Source organism: Streptomyces rectiviolaceus (assembly GCF_039533825.1).
GTDB classification, from domain to species: domain Bacteria; phylum Actinomycetota; class Actinomycetes; order Streptomycetales; family Streptomycetaceae; genus Streptomyces; species Streptomyces rectiviolaceus.
Window position 1 is genome coordinate 12710 of sequence record NZ_BAAAUG010000043.1, and the last position, 20196, is coordinate 32905.

15 protein-coding genes and 1 pseudogene are annotated in these 20196 nt (G+C 68.2%); 7 read left to right on the top strand and 9 right to left on the bottom strand.

Going from position 1 to position 20196, the window contains the following annotated elements; translation table 11 throughout:
- From ABD378_RS15290 to ABD378_RS15325, 8 genes are all read right to left on the bottom strand, one after another.
- The coding region (locus ABD378_RS15290; protein ID WP_344521433.1) for a sigma factor at positions 1-277 on the bottom strand (277 nt) is incomplete at its 3' end.
- Between the two features lie 144 nt (positions 278-421).
- Entirely contained in the window at positions 422-1570 is a 1149-nt protein-coding gene (locus tag ABD378_RS15295) for an ABC transporter ATP-binding protein (protein ID WP_344521434.1), read from the bottom strand.
- The gene (locus ABD378_RS15300) at positions 1563-2624 is read right to left on the bottom strand and encodes an ABC transporter ATP-binding protein (protein WP_344521435.1); all 1062 of its coding nucleotides are present in this window, start codon (positions 2622-2624) and stop codon (positions 1563-1565) included. Before ABD378_RS15300 ends, ABD378_RS15295 begins: the two co-directional genes overlap by 8 nt.
- 11 nt (positions 2625-2635) lie before the next feature.
- Positions 2636-3592, bottom strand: a complete 957-nt coding sequence (locus tag ABD378_RS15305) for an ABC transporter permease (RefSeq protein ID WP_344521436.1) — start codon at positions 3590-3592, stop codon at positions 2636-2638.
- The gene (locus tag ABD378_RS15310) at positions 3585-4514 is read right to left on the bottom strand and encodes an ABC transporter permease (RefSeq protein WP_160507037.1); all 930 of its coding nucleotides are present in this window, start codon (positions 4512-4514) and stop codon (positions 3585-3587) included. The genes ABD378_RS15305 and ABD378_RS15310 overlap by 8 nt, the downstream gene beginning before the upstream one ends.
- Positions 4515-4595: 81 nt before the next feature.
- Complete coding sequence (locus ABD378_RS15315; protein ID WP_344521437.1) at positions 4596-6221, bottom strand: peptide ABC transporter substrate-binding protein; 1626 nt, start codon at positions 6219-6221, stop codon at positions 4596-4598.
- A 610-nt stretch (positions 6222-6831) separates the two neighbouring features.
- A complete protein-coding gene (typA, locus tag ABD378_RS15320) occupies positions 6832-8706 on the bottom strand; it encodes a translational GTPase TypA (protein ID WP_344521438.1) in 1875 nt (624 codons plus the stop codon).
- A 332-nt stretch (positions 8707-9038) separates the two neighbouring features.
- Positions 9039-11387: an ABC transporter family substrate-binding protein gene (locus ABD378_RS15325; protein ID WP_344521439.1), complete on the bottom strand. Its 2349-nt coding sequence runs from the start codon at positions 11385-11387 to the stop codon at positions 9039-9041.
- A gap of 376 nt (positions 11388-11763) precedes the next feature.
- On the opposite strand from ABD378_RS15325, the gene ABD378_RS15330 reads away from it, so the two are divergent.
- From ABD378_RS15330 to ABD378_RS15360, 7 genes and pseudogenes are all read left to right on the top strand, one after another.
- On the top strand, positions 11764-12078 hold the full coding sequence (locus ABD378_RS15330) for a hypothetical protein (RefSeq protein WP_344521440.1): 315 nt from the start codon (positions 11764-11766) through the stop codon (positions 12076-12078).
- A 119-nt stretch (positions 12079-12197) separates the two neighbouring features.
- Positions 12198-13031: a hypothetical protein gene (locus ABD378_RS15335; protein ID WP_344521441.1), complete on the top strand. Its 834-nt coding sequence runs from the start codon at positions 12198-12200 to the stop codon at positions 13029-13031.
- The gene (locus ABD378_RS15340) at positions 13031-14998 is read left to right on the top strand and encodes a fumarate reductase/succinate dehydrogenase flavoprotein subunit (RefSeq protein WP_344521442.1); all 1968 of its coding nucleotides are present in this window, start codon (positions 13031-13033) and stop codon (positions 14996-14998) included. The genes ABD378_RS15335 and ABD378_RS15340 overlap by 1 nt, the downstream gene beginning before the upstream one ends.
- Positions 14995-15825, top strand: coding sequence for a succinate dehydrogenase/fumarate reductase iron-sulfur subunit (locus tag ABD378_RS15345; RefSeq protein ID WP_344521443.1), 831 nt, complete (start codon positions 14995-14997; stop codon positions 15823-15825). Before ABD378_RS15340 ends, ABD378_RS15345 begins: the two co-directional genes overlap by 4 nt.
- 224 nt (positions 15826-16049) lie before the next feature.
- Positions 16050-17264: an alpha/beta hydrolase gene (locus tag ABD378_RS15350; protein ID WP_344521444.1), complete on the top strand. Its 1215-nt coding sequence runs from the start codon at positions 16050-16052 to the stop codon at positions 17262-17264.
- A 218-nt stretch (positions 17265-17482) separates the two neighbouring features.
- The gene (locus ABD378_RS15355) at positions 17483-18652 is read left to right on the top strand and encodes a LacI family DNA-binding transcriptional regulator (protein WP_386544009.1); all 1170 of its coding nucleotides are present in this window, start codon (positions 17483-17485) and stop codon (positions 18650-18652) included.
- 21 nt (positions 18653-18673) lie between these two features.
- Positions 18674-18824: pseudogene (locus ABD378_RS15360) on the top strand (IS5/IS1182 family transposase); the annotation flags it as partial.
- Positions 18825-18835: 11 nt separating this feature from the next.
- Here ABD378_RS15360 and thrS read toward each other — a convergent pair.
- On the bottom strand, positions 18836-20062 hold the full coding sequence (gene thrS, locus ABD378_RS15365; protein ID WP_344521485.1) for a threonine--tRNA ligase: 1227 nt from the start codon (positions 20060-20062) through the stop codon (positions 18836-18838).
- Positions 20063-20196 lie beyond the last annotated feature (134 nt).

Sequence of the window (20196 nt, forward strand, 5' to 3'; positions counted from 1 at the left end):
CATGCCGGAACTGCGCCCGCAGCCGGCTCCTGGTCCGCCGCCACGCACTGATCGCGAGCCGCGAGGCCACCGTCCTGACCCACGGCAGCGGATCCCCCTCCCGGGTCAGCCGCTCCCACCGCTGCCAAGCCCGCACATACGCCTCCTGCACCGCGTCCTCCGCCTCCGCCAGATCGCCGGTCGTCGCATAGACCGTGGCGACCAGTCTTTTGGCGGTGGCGGCGTAGAACGCGTCGAACTCCGCCGCGCGATCCGCACCTTCCGACCGTGTCGTCATCGTCCCCGTCCGTCCGCTCCTGCGTTCCGCTTCTGACCTGGACACGCTCGGCGGCGCCCGGATGTTACACACGAAAATGGGGGCGCCCGGAACCGAGTGGTTCCGGGCACCCCCATCACGTACGGCCAAAAGCCGAGGACGAGATTACGCCGCGTGCACGACGTCCTTCTCCTCCGCGAAGTGACACGCCGACTCATGCGCCGCCGGAGTGTCCTGGCCCGCGAACCGCTGCGGGATCGCGAGCAGCGGGGTCTCCTCCGCGCACTTCGCCTCCGCCTTCCAGCAGCGGGTGCGGAAGCGGCAGCCCGAAGGCGGGTTCGCCGGGGACGGGACGTCACCGGTGAGGATGATCCGCTCGCGGCCCTCGCGCGCCTCCGGGTCAGGCACCGGCACCGCGGAGAGCAGTGCCTGCGTGTACGGGTGCGTCGGGTGCTCGTAGATCTGCTCGTCCGAGCCGATCTCCGCCATCTTGCCGAGGTACATCACGCCCACACGGTCCGAGATGTGCCGGACGATCGACAGGTCGTGCGCGATGAAGAGGTAGGAGAGGTTGAACTCGTCCTGCAGCTTCTCCATCAGGTTGATGACCTGCGCCTGCACCGACACATCGAGCGCCGAGACCGGCTCGTCGCAGATGATGATCTCGGGGTTCAGGGCCAGACCGCGCGCGATGCCGATGCGCTGGCGCTGGCCGCCCGAGAACTGGTGCGGGTAGCGGTTGATGTACTCCGGGTTCAGGCCCACCACGTCCAGGAGGTCCTGGACCTTCTGGCGGCGCGAGCCCCTGGGAGCCACCTCGGGGTGGATCTCGAAGGGCTCCCCGATGATGTCGCCCACCGTCATACGGGGGTTGAGCGACGTGTACGGGTCCTGGAACACCATCTGGATGTTGCGGCGGACCGCCTTCAGGGCGCGCCCCGAAAGCTTGGTGATGTCCTGGCCCTTGTAGAAGACCTCGCCGGCCGTGGCGCGTTCGAGGGTCATCAGGAGCTTGGCGACCGTGGACTTGCCACAGCCGGACTCGCCCACGATGCCAAGCGTCTCGCCCTGGTAGAGGTCGAAGGAGATGCCGTCGACCGCCTTGACCGCACCGATCTGCCTCTTGATCAGGATCCCCTGCGTGAGCGGGAAGTGCTTGACCAGGTTGCGGACCTGAAGGATCGGCTCGCCGCGCTCCACCGGTGCCTCGATGGCCGCGACGGCCTCCTCGGCGCTGGACGCGTCGACCGTTTCCACGTCGGAGACGCTCGGGGTCGCGTCCTGAGGCTCGTCATTCTTCTTGAGCTCAGCCATGGATCGTCTCCTTCCAGAAGTGGCACGCGCTGCCGCGACCCGGCAGCTCCCCGCCGTCCTGCTCCGCCACCGGCACCAGGGCCGGGACGTCCGTACGGCAGATGTCCTGCGCCTTGGGGCAGCGCGGGTTGAAGGCGCAACCGGACGGGATGTGGAGCAGGTTGGGCGGCAGGCCCTTGATCGCGTAGAGCTCCTGGCCCTTCTGGTCGAGCCGGGGAATCGACTCGAGCAGACCGCGCGTGTACGGGTGCGCGGGGCGCTTGTAGAGCTCGTGGACCGGGGCCGTCTCGACGATCCGGCCCGCGTACATGACCGCGATCTTGTCGGCCACGTCCGCGACCACACCCAGGTCGTGGGTGATCAGGATCAGGCCCATGTTGTACTCGCGCTGAAGGTCGGCCAGCAGGTCCATGACCTGCGCCTGGACCGTCACGTCGAGCGCCGTCGTCGGCTCGTCCGCGATGATCAGGTCCGGCTCGAGGGCGAGCGCCATCGCGATCATGATGCGCTGGCGCATACCGCCCGAGAACTGGTGCGGGTAGTCGTTCACCCGCTCCCTGGCCGCCGGGATCTTCACCCGGTCCATCAGGTCGATGGCCTTGGCCTTGGCCTGCTTGCGGCCGAGCCCGTCGTGCACCCGGAACATCTCGCCGAGCTGATAGCCCACCGAGAGCACGGGGTTGAGCGACGACAGGGCGTCCTGGAAGATCATCGCGATCTTGCGACCACGGATCTTCCTGCGCTCCTCGTTGGACATCTTCAGCATGTCCTGGCCGCGGAAGAGGATCTCGCCCTGCGGGATCTTGCCCGGCGGCATGTCGAGGATGCCCATGATCGCCTGGGCGGTCACGGACTTGCCGGAGCCCGACTCACCGAGAACGGCGAGCGTCTCGCCCGCGTCCACGCTGTAGTTGACGCCGTTGACCGCCTTGACCTCACCCTCGCGGGTGTGGAACTCGACGTGCAGGTCCTTGACGTCAAGCAGCCTGCCGCCCTTTTCCTCGCCCGAGCGGGGGGCGGGAACCGAGTTTTCCTTGATGTCGATGCTGGTCATTTACGCCTCCCTCAGCGCAGCTTCGGGTCGAGGGCTTCGCGTACGGCGTCACCCATCATGATGAACGCCAGCACCGTGATACTCAGCATTCCTGCCGGGAAGAACAGCGTGTGCGGGTTGTTCCGGATGTCCTGCGTCGCGTCGGAGATGTCGCCGCCCCAGGAGATGGCGCCGTCACCGATGCCGAGGCCCAGGTACGACAGCGTCGACTCGGCCACGATGTACGTACCGAGCGAGATGGTCGCCACGACGATCACCGGAGCCAGCGCGTTCGGCAGGATGTGGCGGAACAGGATCCGCTTCGTCCCGGCGCCGAGCGCGCGCGCCGCCACCACATAGTCGGCGTGCTTGGTGGTGATGACCGCGCCGCGCATCACGCGGGCGATCTGCGTCCAGCCGAGGAAGGCAAGCGCGCCCATGACGACCCACACGGTGCGGTCGGTGAAGGCGTTCAGGACGACCATGGCGCCGAGCAGGAACGGGATGCCGAAGAACACGTCGGTGAGCCGGGAGATGAGGCTGTCCCAGAAGCCGCCGAAGTAGCCCGCGAGCATGCCGCACAGGCCGCCGAAGAAGGTGACGAGGATCGTCACGCCGACGCCGACGAGGATCGAGTTGCGCGCTCCGAAGACGACGCGGGCGTAGATGCTGCGGCCCACCCTGTCGTAGCCGAACCAGCTCTCCTGGAAGAACTTGCTGAGTTCGGGCTTGCCCAGGAAGTGGTTCACCTGGTCGCCGGACTCGGGATTCGTGCTGGTGAACAGGCCGGGGAAGACGGCCACCACCAGCAGGATCGCGATCAGGATCGACGAGATCACGAAGAGCGGATTGCCGCGCAGCTCGCGCCACGCGTCGTTCCACAGGCTTCGCGGCTTTCCCGGTGCGGGACCGGCCGCGATCGCGTCCGTGGGAGCGGAGGGCGCCACGGTCTTCTCGTCCGTGGCCGTGGTCTTGGTGAGGTCAGGCATAACGGATCCTCGGGTCCAGGACCGCGTAAAGCAGGTCGACGATCAGGCTGGCTGCGAGGTACACGAGCACCAGGACGGTGACTACACCGACGATGACCGCGCCCTCACGGCGGGCGAGAGCCTGGAAGAGGAGATTGCCGACGCCCGTCACGTTGAAGATGCCCTCGGTGATGACCGCGCCACCCATCAGGGTGCCGACGTCCGTGCCGAGGTAAGTCACCACGGGGATCAGCGAGTTGCGCAGCAGATGCCGGGTGATGATGCGCTGCCGGGGCAGGCCCTTGGCCACCGCGGTGCGCATGTAGTCCGCCTGCCGGTTCTCGGCGATCGAGGTGCGCGTCAGTCTCGCCACATAGGCGAGGCCCACCATGCCGAGCACGATCGCCGGCACCAGCAGCTGGCCCATGTTCTCGGAGTCCTGAACCGTGGGCGTGATCCAGCCCAGTTCATTGCCGAAGAACAGCTGGCACAGCAGACCGACCACGAAGATCGGTACGGAGATCACCAGGAGCGTGAAGAGCGTGACGGTGTTGTCGACGAACCGGCCGCGCCTGATGCCGGCAAGCACACCCAGGGTGATGCCGACGATGAGCTCGAACGTCCAGGCCATGGAGGCCAGTCGCATCGAGACCGGGAAGGCCTGGGTGATCTCGTCCAGGACCGGCCGGTTACCGGCGATGGTCTTGCCGAAGTCTCCCTGCAGCAGGCCGCCCATGTAGTGCAGATACTGCTGCCACAGCGGCAGATCCAGACCACGGTCGTGGCGAATCTGCGCCACCTGTGCCGGGTCCGGTGGCTTGTCGCCCCACAGCGCCCGTACGGGGTCGCCGGGGAGCACGTTGACCATGATGAAGATCAACAGGGTTGTCCCGATGAAAACCGGGATCATCTGGAGCAGTCGCCGCGCGACATAACGCCCCATTGGTGCCTCCGTCCAATCCGGAGCCGCCCGAAGCGACGCCCGGGATCGCCGGGCGTCGCTTCGGGAACGGGCCTCCGACGCCTACTTCTTGAAGACCTCGATGTCGGTGAGGATCGGGTCACCGGCCTGGTCAAACTGCACGTGCTTGACGTTCTGCGAGTAGGCGGAGAGCGTCTTGTTGTACCAGAGCGGAATGCCCGGGAAGGTGTTGACGAGCTGCTTCTCAGCCTCGTTGTACAGCTCCGCGGACTCGTCGATCGTCTTGGCCGCGTCGGCCTTCTTGGTCAGCTCGTCGAACTTCTTGTCCGAGAAGCCGCCCTTGTTGCCGTCGACGCCCGTGCCGTAGAGGTCGGCGAGGAAGTTGCCGTTGAACGGGTAGTCGAGCACCCAGCCCGACCGGTACATCGCCTTGACCTGCTTCTTGTCCCGAATCTCGGTGTCGGCCTGGAAGTCGGTCGTCGGGTCGCCGGTGCACTTCACGCCGGTCGACTTGGTGATGCTGTTGCACACCGCCGTGACCCAGCCCTTGTGCGGCTGGTCGGCGTTGTACTGGATGGTGATCTTGTTACCCGGAACGCCGCCGCCGTCCTTGACGAACTGCTTGGCCTTCTTCGGGTTGAACTTGCAGAACTCACCACAGGCGCCGGCCTTGTAGCCCTTGACGCCCTTGGCGACCCAGCCCGATGCGGACTCACGCGTACCGGCGAAGGTGGTCTTCGCGATGGTGTCGCGGTCGATCGCCATGGACAGACCCTGGATGACCTTCACGTCGACGTCCTTGAACGTCTTGCTGTAGAAGGCCGGGTTGACCGTGTTGATCGCCGAGAAGTCCTGCTCGATGGCGCGGTCGCCGAAGTCCTGCTTGAAGTTGGCGAGCTCGCTGTCCGGGATCAGCGGCATCGTGTCGACGTTGTCCGAGCGCAGGTCGTTGTACGCGGCCTGCGGCGTCGTGTACGCCTTGAAGTCGATGCCGCCGTTCTTCGGCTTCTTCTCACCCTTGTAGCCGGACCAGGCGGTGACCTTGATCGACTTCTTGTGGTCCCAGCTCTTCAGCTTGTAGGGACCGTTGCCGACCGGCTTCTCGCCGTACGTCTTCGGGTCCTTCAGGGCAGCCGAGGGCATGGGGTAGAAGGGCGCGTAGACGAGCTTGTACGCGTAGTACGGGATGCCCGAGTTCAGCGTGATGGTGAAGGTGTTGTCGTCGACGACCTTCAGACCGGACATGGTCTTGCCGGTGCCCTTCCCCTTCTCGGGGTGGACCTTGTCGTAACCGACGATGTCGCGGTACCAGCCGCTGTTCTGCTGGCCGTTGGCGGGGTTCGCCGCGAAGTTCCAGGCGTCCACGTACGACTTGGCCGTGACGGCCTCGCCGTTGTGGAACTTCCAGCCCGGCTTGAGCTTGACGGTCCACACCTTGTTGTCCTTGTCGGGGGTGACCGACTCGGCGTTCTCGTAGGTGATGTTCCCCTGCTTGTCGTAGTTGACAAGCCCCGTGAAGAGGGAGTTGATGACGACGCTGCCGTACGCCTCCATGGTGTTGGCGGGCTGCAAGGCGTTCTGCGGCTCACCGTTGGCGTAACTGACGATCCCCTTGGGGTCGACCTTGCCGCTGTTGCCGCTGCTGTCGCTGCCGCCGCCGCAGGCCGTTGCCGTCAGCGCCACGACACCCGCTATCGCGACCCACTTGGCGCTCTTGGCACCACGCATGGGGTTCCTCCTCATGAGTCCACTTGTTCACTACAAGAGGGGGTACGAGAAACCGCGCCGACACCCCTGACGGCGCGTAGATCGAGTACCCCAGGATGCTCGTGAGTCGGCGCTCCCCACAGCGCGTGACCCATTGACCCGAGCTATACGCGGTCAACTATTAGCCATGAGGTACCGCCCGACCACACTCTTTTGGTCTCGGTTCAATCACACCTGGTGCGTACAACTTCCAAAATCCGGACAAACCGATCCGAGATAGATGGTTGCGAAACGGACGTGTTACACATCTAACGGTCAACGGTGTCCGTATTCCGGACACACGGTCCAGGAAAACCGGTTGCGGCGGACCGAGTTGGAAACGGCTCGCGGCGCCGTCGGAGGCGATTTGGCGGACGCGCGTAGATGCGCGGAGAGTCGCGGCGGTGGAGAACCGTCGCCCCCGAGGTCTGGGCCAGCGTAGTGCCGCTGAGGCCCGCGCAAGGGGCGCCCCCACAGATACGCGGCGAGGCCGGTCCCGCCTCTCCCGGGGAGGGAGGGGCGGAAACCGGCCTCAGTTGCCGAATTCGACGAGCGTCAGCGGCAGTTGTTTCTGCTGCGCCTGCTACCGGCCTCAGCCGTGCTTGGCGCGCGAGGCGCTGCGGCCACGCTGCTTGGCGTCCAGGACGACCTTGCGGATACGCACGGTCTCCGGGGTCACCTCGATGCACTCGTCGTCGCGGCAGAACTCCAGGGACTGCTCGAGCGACAGCTTGCGGGCGGGCACGACGTTCTCGGTCGTGTCCGCGGAAGCCGCACGCATGTTGGTGAGCTTCTTCTCCTTGGTGATGTTCACGTCCATGTCGTCGGCGCGCGAGTTCTCGCCGACGATCATGCCCTCGTACACCTCGGTGCCGGCCTCGGTGAAGATGACACCGCGCTCCTGGAGGTTGACCATCGCGAACGGCGTGACCGAACCCGAACGGTCCGCGACGAGCGAGCCGTTGTGACGGGTGCGCAGGTCGCCGAACCACGGCTCGTGACCCTCGAAGATCGAGTGCGCGATGCCGGTGCCGCGGGTCTGGGTCAGGAACTCCGTGCGGAAGCCGATGAGGCCACGCGACGGAACGATCCACTCCATGCGGATCCAGCCGGAGCCGTGGTTGGTCATCGTCTCCATGCGGCCCTTGCGGGTCGCCATCAGCTGCGTGATGGCGCCGAGGTGCTCCTCGGGCGAGTCGATCGTCATGCGCTCGATCGGCTCGTACGTCTTGCCGTCGATCTGCTTGGTGACGACCTCGGGCTTGCCGACGGTCAGTTCGAAGCCCTCGCGGCGCATCTGCTCGACCAGGATGGCGAGCGCGAGCTCACCACGGCCCTGGACCTCCCAGGCGTCGGGACGCTCGGTGTCCAGGACACGGAGCGAGACGTTACCGATGAGCTCCTTGTCCAGACGGTCCTTCACCTGGCGGGCGGTGACCTTGTGGCCCTTGCCGCCCTTGCCGACGAGCGGCGAGGTGTTGGTGCCGATGGTCATGGAGATCGCGGGCTCGTCGACCGTGATCAGCGGGAGCGCGATCGGGTTCTCGGGGTCGGCGAGGGTCTCACCGATCATGATCTCCGGGATACCGGCGATGGCACAGATGTCACCGGGGCCCGCCTTCTCGGCGGGCTTGCGGGTGAGCGCCTCCGTCATCATCAGCTCGGTGATGCGGACGTTGGACTGCGAGCCGTCACGCTTGATCCAGGTGACGGTCTGGCCCTTGCGCAGCTCGCCCTGCTCGACACGGCACAGCGCGATACGGCCGAGGAAGTTGTCGGCGTCCAGGTTCGTGACGTGAGCCTGGAGCGGGGCCTCCTCGTCGTACTCCGGAGCCGGGACGGTGTCCAGGATCGTGGAGAAGAACGGCTCGAGGTTCTCGCTGTCGGCCGGGACGGTGCCGTCCTCCGGCTTGGTCAGCGAGGCGACGCCGTCACGGGCGCAGGCGTAGACGATCGGGAACTCGATCTGGTCCTCGTCCGCGTCCAGGTCCAGGAAGAGGTCATACGTTTCGTCGACGACCTCGGCGATGCGCGAGTCGGGACGGTCCGTCTTGTTGATGCACAGGATGACCGGCATCTTGGCCTGGAGGGCCTTGCGGAGCACGAAGCGGGTCTGGGGCAGCGGGCCCTCAGAGGCGTCCACGAGAAGGACGACCGCGTCGACCATCGACAGGCCGCGCTCGACCTCGCCACCGAAGTCGGCGTGGCCGGGGGTGTCGATGATGTTGATGGTGATGACGTCGCCGCCATCCTTGGGGTGGTACTTGACGGCCGTGTTCTTGGCCAGGATCGTGATGCCCTTCTCACGCTCCAGGTCGTTCGAGTCCATCATGCGGTCGTCGAGCGACTCGGCGGCGTGCGCGGCGAAGGAGCCGGCCTGCTTGAGCATGGCGTCGACCAGCGTGGTCTTGCCGTGGTCGACGTGGGCGACGATGGCTACATTACGAATGTCATGGCGCGTGGGCATACGAGCTGCGCTTCTCCCGGGAAGAGTGGATGGCCGCGCGTACGGTCCGGCACGCGTGCCCTGCCGGGCAGAACACGCCACGGCCTCACCCCAGTCTACGTGCCTTACGCGGAGGTCACCTCCGCGGGGCCCTCGCGGGCGGCCTGACCAGGGGTTATAGGGGGTGCTTCGCCCCTCGGGCAGGGACTTCTGGGCCGCGGTGGGGGACGCGAACCGCACGAGGGGGAGCCGGGGGGAATACGTACAGGTCAATGGGTGGAAACGACCTTGCCCGCCGGAGGTGCCGGCGGGCAAGGGAGTTGAGCGGAATCTGAGCGTGACCTGCTACGGAGCTACTTCGCGGCGGGCTTGCCCGCGGGCTTCGCGCCCGGCTTCAGGAAGCCCATGTCCTCGAAGTTCGGGGACTGGAAGCCGAAGGCACCCGCGTTGGCGAGGTTCGTGCGGGCCGCCATCAGCTGGGGGCGCTGGTAGAGGGGGATGGATCCGGCCTCGGCCCAGATCCGGGCGTCGGCCTTTCTGACCAGGGCGCGGTTCTCGTCCTCGTCCAGCTCCCCGAGCGCCTGATCGAACAGCTGGTCGATGTGGTCCGTGCCGACCCGCGTGTAGTTCTGCTCGACGTTCAGCGAGCCGTCCGCGGCGGGCACCGGCTTGGCGAAGATCGGGCGCGCGTCCGTGGCCGGGAAGGCCGAAGCGGGCCAGGAGTAGAGGGCGAGGTCGTACTGACCCGACGCGATGTGGTCCTTGAAGTAGCTTTCGTCGTCGACCTTCGCCGTCTCCGTACGGACGCCGATCTTCTCCAGCATCCGCGAGATCCGGTCGGCCACGGTCCGCAGCGACTCCGAGCCCTCGCCGGACGGCAGGACGAAGCGGAGGGTGAGGGGCTTGCCGTCCTTCGCCATGGGGCCGCCCGCCGCCGGGGTGGCCCCGGCGGGTGCCGCGGTGCCCTTGGGGGCGTACGCACCGGGCGCACCGCCCTTCGCGGCCTGCTTGTCGGCGTGCTTCTCCGCGCGCTTCTCGGCGTGCTGCTTGGCGTGCCCGCCGGGGTCCTTCTTCTTCTCCTTGTCCGCCTCGCGATGAGCCGTGAGAGACGCGGCCTGGCGGGTCAGCGCCGCCTGCTGGTACGCAGCCGCCGGAGCGGGCGCGAGCACCGAGGTGCCGCTGTCGCCCGGCTTCTGGTCGTCCTCCCCGACGACGTACGTGCCGTCGTCGCCCGAGTCCTGCGAGTCCTCTGAACCCTCCGAGCCCTCTGAGCCCTCGGCCGAGTCCGCGTCGGATTCCGCCTTCGCCTTCTTGGCCCCCGCCTCGCCGCCGGCCGTCTTCCCCTTCGGCTCCTTCACCGGACCGCCCGGCGTCCACCCGGCGTCGGCGAGCAGCGCCCGCGCCTCGGTGGTGTCCTGGTCGCCCAGGGCCCCGCTGTTGTCCGCGTACGCCTGCTGCCCGGCGAGGGCCAGGTGGCTGCCGACCGGCTCGGCGGGCAGGCCGAGCGGTGTCAGGACCGCCTTGGCGAGCTCGTCGCGGTCGAGTGCGCGGGCCACCGCGCGCCGCACCCGGTCGTCGGCGAGCGGGCCCTCGGTGCCGTTGAGGGCGAGCTGCGTGTAGGCCGGTTCGAGGGACTTGCGGACGGTGTAGCCCCGCAGGCCCGACTGTTCGGTGGCGTACCTCTTGATCGCCTTGCCGGTCTTCTCGCGGGCCTGCTGCTCGGTGTCGGCCGCCTCCTCGTCGGAGCCGTTGGCGATCGCCCAGGAGCGCAGCGCCTTGGCCGGGGTCAGCTGTGCCTCGGGGCCGTGGCTGAGCGGGCCCTGGACACCCTGGTCACGCGCGGCGTTCGTGATGCGGCGCGCCTCCGGGGCGTCGATCTCGGCGAGGTCGACCTTCCCCTGCGCGAGCGCGGCGGCGCGCTCCTCACGCGGGACCTCGCGCAGGACCAGCTTGGAGAGCTTGGCCGGCCTGCCCCACCAGCGCGGGTTGCGGACCAGCGTGACCTCGTCCGCCTTGCTGTCGAACTCCCGCACCGCGAAGGGGCCCGCGCTCACCTTGAGCTTGCGCCGCGCGCCGTCGTTGAAGGTGTCAGGAGTGCCCATGACCTCCTTCGGGTACAGCGGCGAGAAGAGCGAACGCCAGTCCGCGTACGGCTTGTTGAAGGTGACGCGCACCTCCAGGTTGTCCGCGCCGCGCTCGATCTTCTCGATGCGGTCGTAGCCCGCGTTGCGTGCCGTCCAGTAGGCGCTGTCCTTCCCGGACAGGGCGCGCTGCTGCGCCGCGAAGTCATCGGCCCCGATCTCCCGGCCGTCGCTCCACACCGCCTGCTGGTTGAGCTTGTAGAGCACGACCTGCTTGGGCTCGCGCTCGACGACCTTCGCCGACTCGAGGAAGTCGGTGTTCTGCTGCGCCCTGCCCTGCGCGTCGAGACGGAACATCGACGGCAGGACCGCTCCCGCGATCCGTGACGTGCCCGAATCGGCGTCCGACTGGAAGGTGTTGAGGGTCTCCGGCATCGCGTCGACGGCCCAGTTCATGGTCCCGCCGTCGGCGACGCGATCCCGGGCCGCGGGCGCGACGTCCTGACCGGCGGTCGGGGCGCCCGCCTCGTCCTGGGAGCTGCAGGCGGCGAGGGCGGGCAGAGCTAGCACGCCCGTGGCGAGGAACACGGCAGATCTCAGTCTGGCGCGGTCTGGGGACATGACGGGTACCTCCGGGGCTCGCCCGGCCGCCCGCTACCAGGACCGGGCCGGGTTTGATCACGTATGGCGGTATATGGAGCTGATCACATCTATCGATCCACTGAAGGGGACGGGACCCGGCACAGGGGAGCGACACGGCGTGGGCGCGCCGGATCCCACTCGTGCGGCCCAACCCGGCGTGACCGAGCGTGACCGAGCGCGACGACGGCGCCGGTGCGCGCCCCGAGGCACGGCCGGGGCGGCGGCGCGCACCCCGGCGCGTTTCGGCGCGTACGAGCCGGGAATCCCGGCACATCCCTTCACAAGCCGGGATGTGACGCGCGACACTCGCAGGCGCATGAACGTTGCCGCCGCACCACTGAAGTGAGGGCAAGTCATGGCTCTGCAGGATGATCTGACGGCTGTTCAGCGCTGCGTCGACGATCTGGTCCGCGCCGTCGGCAAGCTGGAGCAGCAGGTCGGCGCGGGTTCCCGGGGTGGTCTTGCCGGGATCGACGTCCGCCGCGTCCGCACGGACGCCGACCATCTGCGCGAGAGCGTCGCGCTCCTGCGCGCCTCGGCCCCGGATCCCGCCGGAGCCCCGTCGAAGCGGCCTGACCTGGTCACCATCCCGGATACGCCGTACGACAGCTCGCTGTGGACGGACTCGGACGACGAGGGCCTCGGCGCGCGGGACCGACATGCCCCTTGAGGCGCCGCACCCGCCCTGATCCCGGACGCCGGCCTGAGGACAGTCGATCCGAGGACGGCCGATCCGCCGGACGTCGAACGTGAGAACTGCCGATCTGAGGACAAAGGAGTGGAGCCTCGTTGGCCACTGGCACGGAACCTCATCTGAAAAGCGGTCAGGATCCCGGCGGCGTACGAGGGGCGACGCGCGCCGCGATCAGCGCTGCCCATCTGCGGACCGACCGCTGGTGGCTGGCGCCCGCCGCGACCGCCGCCGGGCTCTTCGCCTTCATCGTCTACTCGACGTGGCGGGCCTTCGCGAACGCGGACTACTACGCGGCGCCCTACGTCTCACCGTTCTACTCGCCCTGCCTCGCCGAGAACTGCGAGCCGATGCGGTCAGGGCCCAACTGGGAGATCTTCGGCAGCTGGTGGGGCCTGTCCCCCGCCCTGCTCATCCTGATCTTCCCGCTCGGCTTCCGGCTGACCTGCTACTACTACCGCAAGGCCTACTACCGCGGCTTCTGGGCCTCACCGCCCGCCTGCGCGGTCGCCGAGCCGCACAAGAAGTACTCCGGAGAGACCCGCTTCCCGCTGATCCTGCAGAACATCCACCGCTACTTCTTCTACGCGGCGGTTCCGGTGGCGGGCATCCTCACGTACGACACCGTGCTCTCGTTCCGCGATGAGCACTACGAGTGGGGCCACATGGGCCTCGGCACGCTCATCTTCCTGGTCAACATCACGCTGATCTGGCTGTACACGCTCTCCTGTCACTCCTGCCGGCACATCGTCGGCGGCAAGCTCAAGCACTTCTCCAAGCACCCCGTGCGGTACCGCATGTGGCAGTGGGTCGGAAAACTGAACGCACGGCACATGCTGCTCGCCTGGGTCTCCCTGGTGAGTGTGGCGCTCGCCGACTTCTACGTGTATCTGATCGCGTCCGGCGCCTTCGACGATCCGAGGTTGTTCTGATGTCTCAAGTGGAGCGGCAGCAGTGGGACGTTGTCGTGGTGGGAGCCGGAGGCGCGGGCCTTCGGGCCGCGATCGAGGCACGTGAGCGGGGCGCCCGTACCGCCGTGATCTGCAAGTCCCTGTTCGGCAAGGCCCATACGGTGATGGCCGAGGGCGGCATCGCGGCCTCCATGGGCAATGTGAACTCCGGCGACAACTGGCAGGTCCACTTCCGCGACACCCTGCGCGGCGGCAAGTTCCTCAACCAGTGGCGGATGGCCGAGCTGCACGCGCGCGAAGCGCCCGATCGCGTCTGGGAGTTGGAGACCTGGGGCGCCCTGTTCGACCGTACGGCGGACGGGCGGATCTCCCAGCGCAACTTCGGGGGGCACGAGTACCCCCGCCTCGCGCACGTGGGCGACCGCACCGGCCTCGAACTGATCCGCACGCTCCAGCAGAAGATCGTCTCCCTCCAGCAGGAGGACGAACGCGAATTCGGCGACCACGAAGCGCGGTTGAAGGTCTTCCAGGAGTGCACGGTCACCCGCGTCCTGAAGGAGGACGAGCGGGTCAGCGGCACGTTCTGCTACGACCGCGAGTCCGGCCGCTTCTTCGTGCTGGAGGCCCCGAGTGTGGTCCTTGCGACCGGTGGCATCGGCAAGTCCTTCAAGGTGACGTCGAACTCGTGGGAGTACACGGGCGACGGCCACGCGCTCGCCCTGCTCGCCGGTGCGCCGCTCCTCAACATGGAATTCGTGCAGTTCCACCCGACGGGGATGGTCTGGCCTCCCTCAGTGAAGGGCATCCTGGTCACCGAGTCGGTGCGCGGCGACGGCGGGGTACTGCGCAACTCCGAAGGCAAGCGGTTCATGTTCGACTACGTACCGGACGTCTTCAAGGAGAAGTACGCGCAGTCGGAGGAGGAAGGCGACCGCTGGTACGAGGATCCGGACAACAACCGCCGCCCCCCTGAGCTGTTGCCGCGCGACGAAGTGGCGCGCGCCATCAACTCCGAGGTGAAGGCGGGCCGCGGCTCGCCGCACGGCGGGGTCTTCCTCGACGTGTCGACGCGCATGCCCGCCGAGGTCATCCGGCGCCGACTCCCGTCCATGTACCACCAGTTCAAGGAACTCGCGGACGTCGACATCACGGCCGAGGCGATGGAGGTCGGACCGACCTGCCACTACGTGATGGGCGGCATCGCGGTCGAGTCGGACACGGCGGCGGCAGAGCGCGTGCCCGGCCTGTACGCGGCCGGCGAGGTCGCGGGCGGCATGCACGGCTCCAACCGGCTCGGCGGCAACTCCCTCTCCGACCTGCTCGTCTTCGGGCGGCGCGCGGGACTGCACGCCGCGCGGTACGCGGCCGGGTTCTCCGGGGACGGACTTTCCGGGGGTGGGCTTTCCGGAGCCGAGGCGAGGCCTCTGGTGGACGATGTGCAGGTGGACACGGCGGCGGCCGAGGCGCTGCGGCCGTTCAGCGCGGAGGGCCCGGAGGCCGGGGCGGCGCCGGAGAATCCGTACACGCTCCACCAGGAACTCCAGCAGACGATGAACGACCTGGTCGGCATCATCCGCCGCGAGTCAGAGATGGAACAGGCCCTGGAGAAGCTGGCGGAACTGCGGGTGCGGGCACGGCGGGCCGGCGTCGAGGGCCACCGCCAGTTCAACCCCGGCTGGCACCTCGCGCTCGACCTGCGCAACATGCTCCTGGTCAGCGAGTGCGTGGCACGGGCCGCCCTGGAGCGCACGGAGAGCCGGGGCGGGCACACCCGCGAGGACCACCCGGGCATGAACCGCGATTGGCGGCGCGCGAATCTGCTCTGCCAGCTCACGGATCCTTCAGGCGGGCTTGCGGCGACGGATCCCGTGCGCGGCCAGATCGACCTGGTGCGGGTCACCACCGAGCCCATCCGTCCCGACCTGCTTGCTCTCTTCGAGAAGGAAGAGCTGGTCAAGTACCTCGCCGAAGAGGAGCTTTACGAGTGAGTACCGCTAAGCCGAGCCCTTCGAGCCCGTCGAGCCCGTCGAGCAGTCCTTCGAGCACATCGTACGACGCGCGGTTCCGGGTCTGGCGCGGGGACGCGGGAGGCGGCGATCTGGAGGACTTCAAGGTCGAGGTCAACGAAGGCGAGGTCGTCCTCGACATCATCCACCGCCTGCAGGCGACCCAGACCCCGGACCTGGCGGTGCGCTGGAACTGCAAGGCGGGCAAGTGCGGTTCGTGCTCGGCGGAGATCAACGGCCGGCCACGGCTGATGTGCATGACGCGGATGTCGGTGTTCAGCCGCGATGACGTCATCACGGTGACACCGCTGCGGGCCTTCCCCGTGGTGCGGGACCTGGTGACGGACGTCGGCTTCAACTACAAGAAGGCACGGGAGGTGCCGGCCTTCGTGCCGCCGGAGGGCCTCGGCCCCGGCGAGTACCGCATGCAGCAGGCGGACGTGGACCGCTCCCAGGAGTTCCGCAAGTGCATCGAGTGCTTCCTGTGCCAGGACACGTGCCATGTGGTGCGCGACCACGAGGAGAACAAGACGGCGTTCGCGGGACCGCGCTTCCTGATGCGGGTCGCGGAACTGGACATGCACCCGCTGGACGCTGCGGCGGAGCACGGCCTCGACCGGAAGAAGAACGCCCAGGACGAGCACGGGCTCGGCTACTGCAACATCACGAAGTGCTGTACGGAGGTGTGCCCCGAGGGCATCAAGATCACGGACAACGCGCTGATTCCCTTGAAGGAACGGGCAGTTGACCGGAAGTACGACCCGCTGGTCTGGCTCGGGAACAAGATCCGGCGGCGGGGGGAGCAGTAGCGCTGCCGGCGGTCTGCCGACAACGCTGCGACGCGGCGGGGCAGTGCTGCGACGCGGATGGCAGTGCTGCCGGCGCGCTGCGACGCGGGCGAGGGAGGGAGTCTGGGGGTAATCCCCCAGGCCGAAGACTCAAGATTTCCCCCATGGTCACGAGGGCGGGGCGAGATCAGCATTGAGGCATGAACTCTTCCTCGGCCGTGACTCGTTCGGCCTCTCGCCCGGTCGTGACTCGACGCTCGGTGCTCGGCCTCGCAGCGGCCGGGCTGGCGGCGACGATGCTCGCCGCCCCGTCCCCCGCGCAGGCGCGTCCCATGGGCATCGAGGCGAAGCTCCCCGCACCCACAGGACCGCACCGGATCGGCACGGTGTCGACGCGCCTCGTCGACACCTCACGGCACGACCCGTGGGTGAAGTCCGTGCCGTACCGAGAACTGATGATCAGCGTCTGGTATCCGGCGGCGGAAAGGCCGGGCGGCGCGGGGCACCGCCTCGCTCCCTATATGGCGCCGGGCGCGGCAGAGCGCTGGAACGCGAAAGCGCCCCACGGCATACCCAAGGACGCGATCGACTTCGCGGCCATGCGGACGCACGCGCGGGAGGGAGCTCCGGCCGACACGAGCGGGGGCCGACGACCGGTGCTTCTGTACGCGGCGGGCGCCAACGACCCGCGTACGTGGGGTACTTCTGCGGTCGAGGAGCTGGCGAGCCACGGCTATGTGGTGGTGACGATCGACCACACCTATGAGGCACCGGCCGTGCAGTTCCCCGACGGCTCGGTCAAGGACGACGCCCCGCTTCTCAAGGCCTTCGCGGAGGCGCAGCAGAACGAAGCGGTGCCGGCGCTGCTCAAGAAGGTCCTGGACATCCGGGTGGCCGACTCGAAGTTCGTCCTGGACCGCCTCGGCTCCCTGCCGCACGGTCTGTCCAGGGTGGTGGACCAGGAGCGGGTGGGCATGTTCGGCCAATCGGCGGGCGGGATCGCGGCGGCCGAGACAATGTACGAGGACAGGCGGGTCAAGGCAGGAATGAACATGGACGGCACCCTGGAGAACAACCCCGAGCCGAACGGCACGAACCTCACGCCGGTGGCCCAACACGGCCTGACCCGCCCGTTCCTGCTCATGGGCAGGCAGGGCAGCGACCGCACCACGGAACCGTCATGGCGCGAGTTCTGGTCCCACACCACCGGCTGGAAGCGGAATCTGACCCTGCGCGGCTCGATGCACCAGGCGTACACGGACCTCGCCGCGCTGCTCCCGCAGACCGGGGTGGACCGCAAGGTCATCGAGAAGCACATAGGCACGATCGCCCCGGACCGCGCGGTTGCGGCGGAGCGAGCCTATGCGACGTCGTTCTTCGACCGCTGGCTGCGGGACAAGGACGACCACCTGCTGGACGGCCCTTCGGGTAGGTATCCGGAGGTGGAGTTCGCGGGGTGATTCGGGGGTGATTGGCGGGGTGATTCGCGGGGTGATTGGCGGGGTGAGGCGGGCCGCATCGGCCTGGAGCCGCCTGGCCCTCTGCGGCGCCTCTCGGAGGGCGAGCACGCGCTCCCGTACTCCCGCCCAGACCCCGTCCACCTGCAGGCCTCCCCCTCTCGGCCGACGCCCGAAGGAGACCCGGCCTTGCCCAGGGTCGTCGTACGCGCCTACTGTGAATGCGCTTTCAATCCGGTTCAGGCCGGTTCCAGAACGAGAGACGAGCAGGCGGTCGGGTGAGCACAACCCCCACGGTGTACGACGTCGCCGAGCGGTCAGGCGTCTCCATCGCGACGGTGTCGCGGGTCTACCGCAACCCGGACTCCGTCCGGGAGACGACCCGGGAGCGGGTCCTCGCCGCGGCCCGCGAGCTCGGCTACGTCCCGAGCGGCAACGCTCGGGGGCTCGCCAGCCGATCGACCGGCGTCCTCGGGCTCTGCTTCCCCGACTACTCGGACCCGGACACGGAGACCGAGGCCGCCGCGGCCGACGCCGATGACGACCACGCCTTCATGCTCTACTCCGACCAGATCATCCGCGGCATGGAACGGGCCGCGCGGCGGCACGGGTATGCGCTGCTGATCGCCGCCTCCCTCAAGGGCGGCCCGGAGAGCCTGGTGGCCAAGGTCGCCGGGCGGGTCGACGGGTTCGCCGTCCTCGCGAGGACGGTGCCGACCGAGGATCTCGATGTCATCTCACGACGGCTGCCCGTCGTGATGCTCGCCGGACCCCGTGAGAACGACGAGCTCGACCACCTCGATCACATCGAGGTCGCCAACGCCGACGGCCAGCGCGAGCTGACGCGTCACCTCATCGAGGACCACGGCCTGCGGCGGCTCGTCTTCGTCGGCGGCTCGAAGGCATCGCCGGACGCCGAGGCGCGGTTCCGCGGCTTTCAGGAAGCGTGCCGGGCCGCCGGTCTCCCCGTACGCGAGGAGCCCGATCTGCGCACGGAGATGATGACCCAGGCCGAGGGCGAGCGCGCCACCGACGCGCTGCTCGACCGGGCAGGCGAGGAGAGCGGGGACGGCGGCCCGGGCGGCGGCACGGTTCCGGAGGCGATGATCTTTGCCAACGACCAGATGGCCGTGGGCGCTCTGCACGCCCTTGACCGGCGCGGGGTGCGGGTGCCGGACGATGTGGCGGTCACCGGTTTCGACGGGATTCCGCTGAGCCGCCTGGTGCGGCCCGCGCTGACCACCGTGCGGCAGCCGATGCGTCAACTGGGCGAGGAGGCAGTCGAGTTGCTCGTACGCCGCCTCGGCGAGGAGCGGGACGGTGAACCTGTGTCGTTGATGCTGCCGGTGACGGTGGCCCGTCGGGCCAGCTGCGGCTGCGGGGAACGCTAGGCGCTGTCGGGCGGATCATGAAGGCGCCACATCAAGCACACCATCCCCGAACCGAGGGACCGGCGGGCCAACCGTGGGCGCCGAGGTGCCCGAGGCGGCGGCCCACCGGCTTCGACAAGAGGGCCTATGTCTCTTCCACGGCACCGTTACCGTGGCCGCGAACAGACGCTGATCATGACGCTGCTATGCGGTGGTGTCGGCCCACAGGGCGGTGCTGTGGGCTCCGATGAGAGCGCTGATGTGGGCGAGTGCGTCACTGACCGGCTGCGGGTCGAGTCGGCGTCCGTCACGCAAGCGCAGTGCGACGTGATCTTCAACGGCCTCTTTGGCGCCGATGACGGCTTGGTAGGGAACCAGTCGGGCCTCTCGGATACGGGCGCCCAGACTGCCGCGGTCCGGCCCCGCGATCTGGGCACGCAGTCCGAGACTGGTGCAGCGTTGTGCGAGGGCTGCGGCGTTCGGCAGTTCGGTGTCGGAGATCGGGAGGATGACCAGCTGAGTGGGGGCGAGCCAGGCGGGGAACGCGCCGCCGTGCTGTTCGATGAGATGGGCAACGGCTCGCTCCACGCTGCCGATGATGCTGCGGTGGACCATGACCGGGCGGTGTTTGGCGCCGTCCGCGCCGATGTAGTGCAGGTCGAACTGCTCGGGCTGGTGGAAGTCGACCTGGACGGTGGACAGGGTGGACTCCCGGCCGGCGCCGTCGGTGACCTGAACGTCGATCTTGGGCCCGTAGAACGCGGCCTCTCCCTCGGCTGCCTCGTAGGGCAGGCCGGAGCGGTCGAGGACATCGGTCAGCAGGGCGGTGGACCGCTGCCACTTCTCTGGTGCGGCAACGTACTTGCCGCCGGGGCCCGGGAGGGAGAGCCGGTAGCGGGTCGGGGTGATGCCGAGCGCCTCGTACGCCCGGCGGATCATGTCCAGCGCCGCCTGCGCCTCCTCGGCGACCTGGTCCAGGGTGCAGAAGATGTGCGCGTCGTTGAGCTGGATGGCCCGCACCCGGGTCAGCCCGCCGAGCACGCCGGAGAGTTCGGAGCGGTACATGCCTCCCAGCTCGGCCATGCGCAGCGGCAGCTCACGGTAGCTGTGGGAGCGGGAACGATAGATCACCGCGTGATGAGGGCACAGGCTCGGCCGCAGGACGACCTGCTCACCGCCCAGGTCCATCGGGGGGAACATGTCGTCGCTGTAGTGCGCCCAGTGCCCCGAGATTTCGTACAGCTCCCGCTTGCCGATGACCGGTGAGTACACGTGCTGGTAGCCCGCCCGCCGCTCGGCGGCGCGGATGTACTCCTCCAGGGTGTGCCTCACGGCCGCGCCGTCGGGCAGCCAGTACGGCAGGCCGGCGCCGATCAGCGGATCGGTGTCGAACAGGCCCAGTTCGCGGCCCAGTTTGCGGTGGTCGTGGATGGTGGTCATCGCGGTCTCCTTGCTGGTTGCGGAGCAAGTGACCGGGCGTACGACGAAGCCCCGGGGCACTTGCCCCGGGGCTTCGGATCAGGTCGTCTGTCAGCGCGCCGGGACACTCTCCGGCGTCGTCGTCA

Excerpts from the sequence above, each read along its gene's own strand:
- ABD378_RS15295 (WP_344521434.1), bottom strand. The coding sequence starts at position 1,570 with ATGGCTGAGCTCAAGAAGAATGACGAGCCTCAGGACGCGACCCCGAGC.
- ABD378_RS15300 (WP_344521435.1), bottom strand. The coding sequence starts at position 2,624 with ATGACCAGCATCGACATCAAGGAAAACTCGGTTCCCGCCCCCCGCTCG.
- ABD378_RS15305 (WP_344521436.1), bottom strand. The coding sequence starts at position 3,592 with ATGCCTGACCTCACCAAGACCACGGCCACGGACGAGAAGACCGTGGCG.
- ABD378_RS15310 (WP_160507037.1), bottom strand. The coding sequence starts at position 4,514 with ATGGGGCGTTATGTCGCGCGGCGACTGCTCCAGATGATCCCGGTTTTC.
- ABD378_RS15315 (WP_344521437.1), bottom strand. The coding sequence starts at position 6,221 with ATGCGTGGTGCCAAGAGCGCCAAGTGGGTCGCGATAGCGGGTGTCGTG.
- typA (WP_344521438.1), bottom strand. The coding sequence starts at position 8,706 with ATGCCCACGCGCCATGACATTCGTAATGTAGCCATCGTCGCCCACGTC.
- ABD378_RS15325 (WP_344521439.1), bottom strand. The coding sequence starts at position 11,387 with ATGTCCCCAGACCGCGCCAGACTGAGATCTGCCGTGTTCCTCGCCACG.
- ABD378_RS15330 (WP_344521440.1), top strand. The coding sequence starts at position 11,764 with ATGGCTCTGCAGGATGATCTGACGGCTGTTCAGCGCTGCGTCGACGAT.
- ABD378_RS15340 (WP_344521442.1), top strand. The coding sequence starts at position 13,031 with ATGTCTCAAGTGGAGCGGCAGCAGTGGGACGTTGTCGTGGTGGGAGCC.
- ABD378_RS15355 (WP_386544009.1), top strand. The coding sequence starts at position 17,483 with ATGCGCTTTCAATCCGGTTCAGGCCGGTTCCAGAACGAGAGACGAGCA.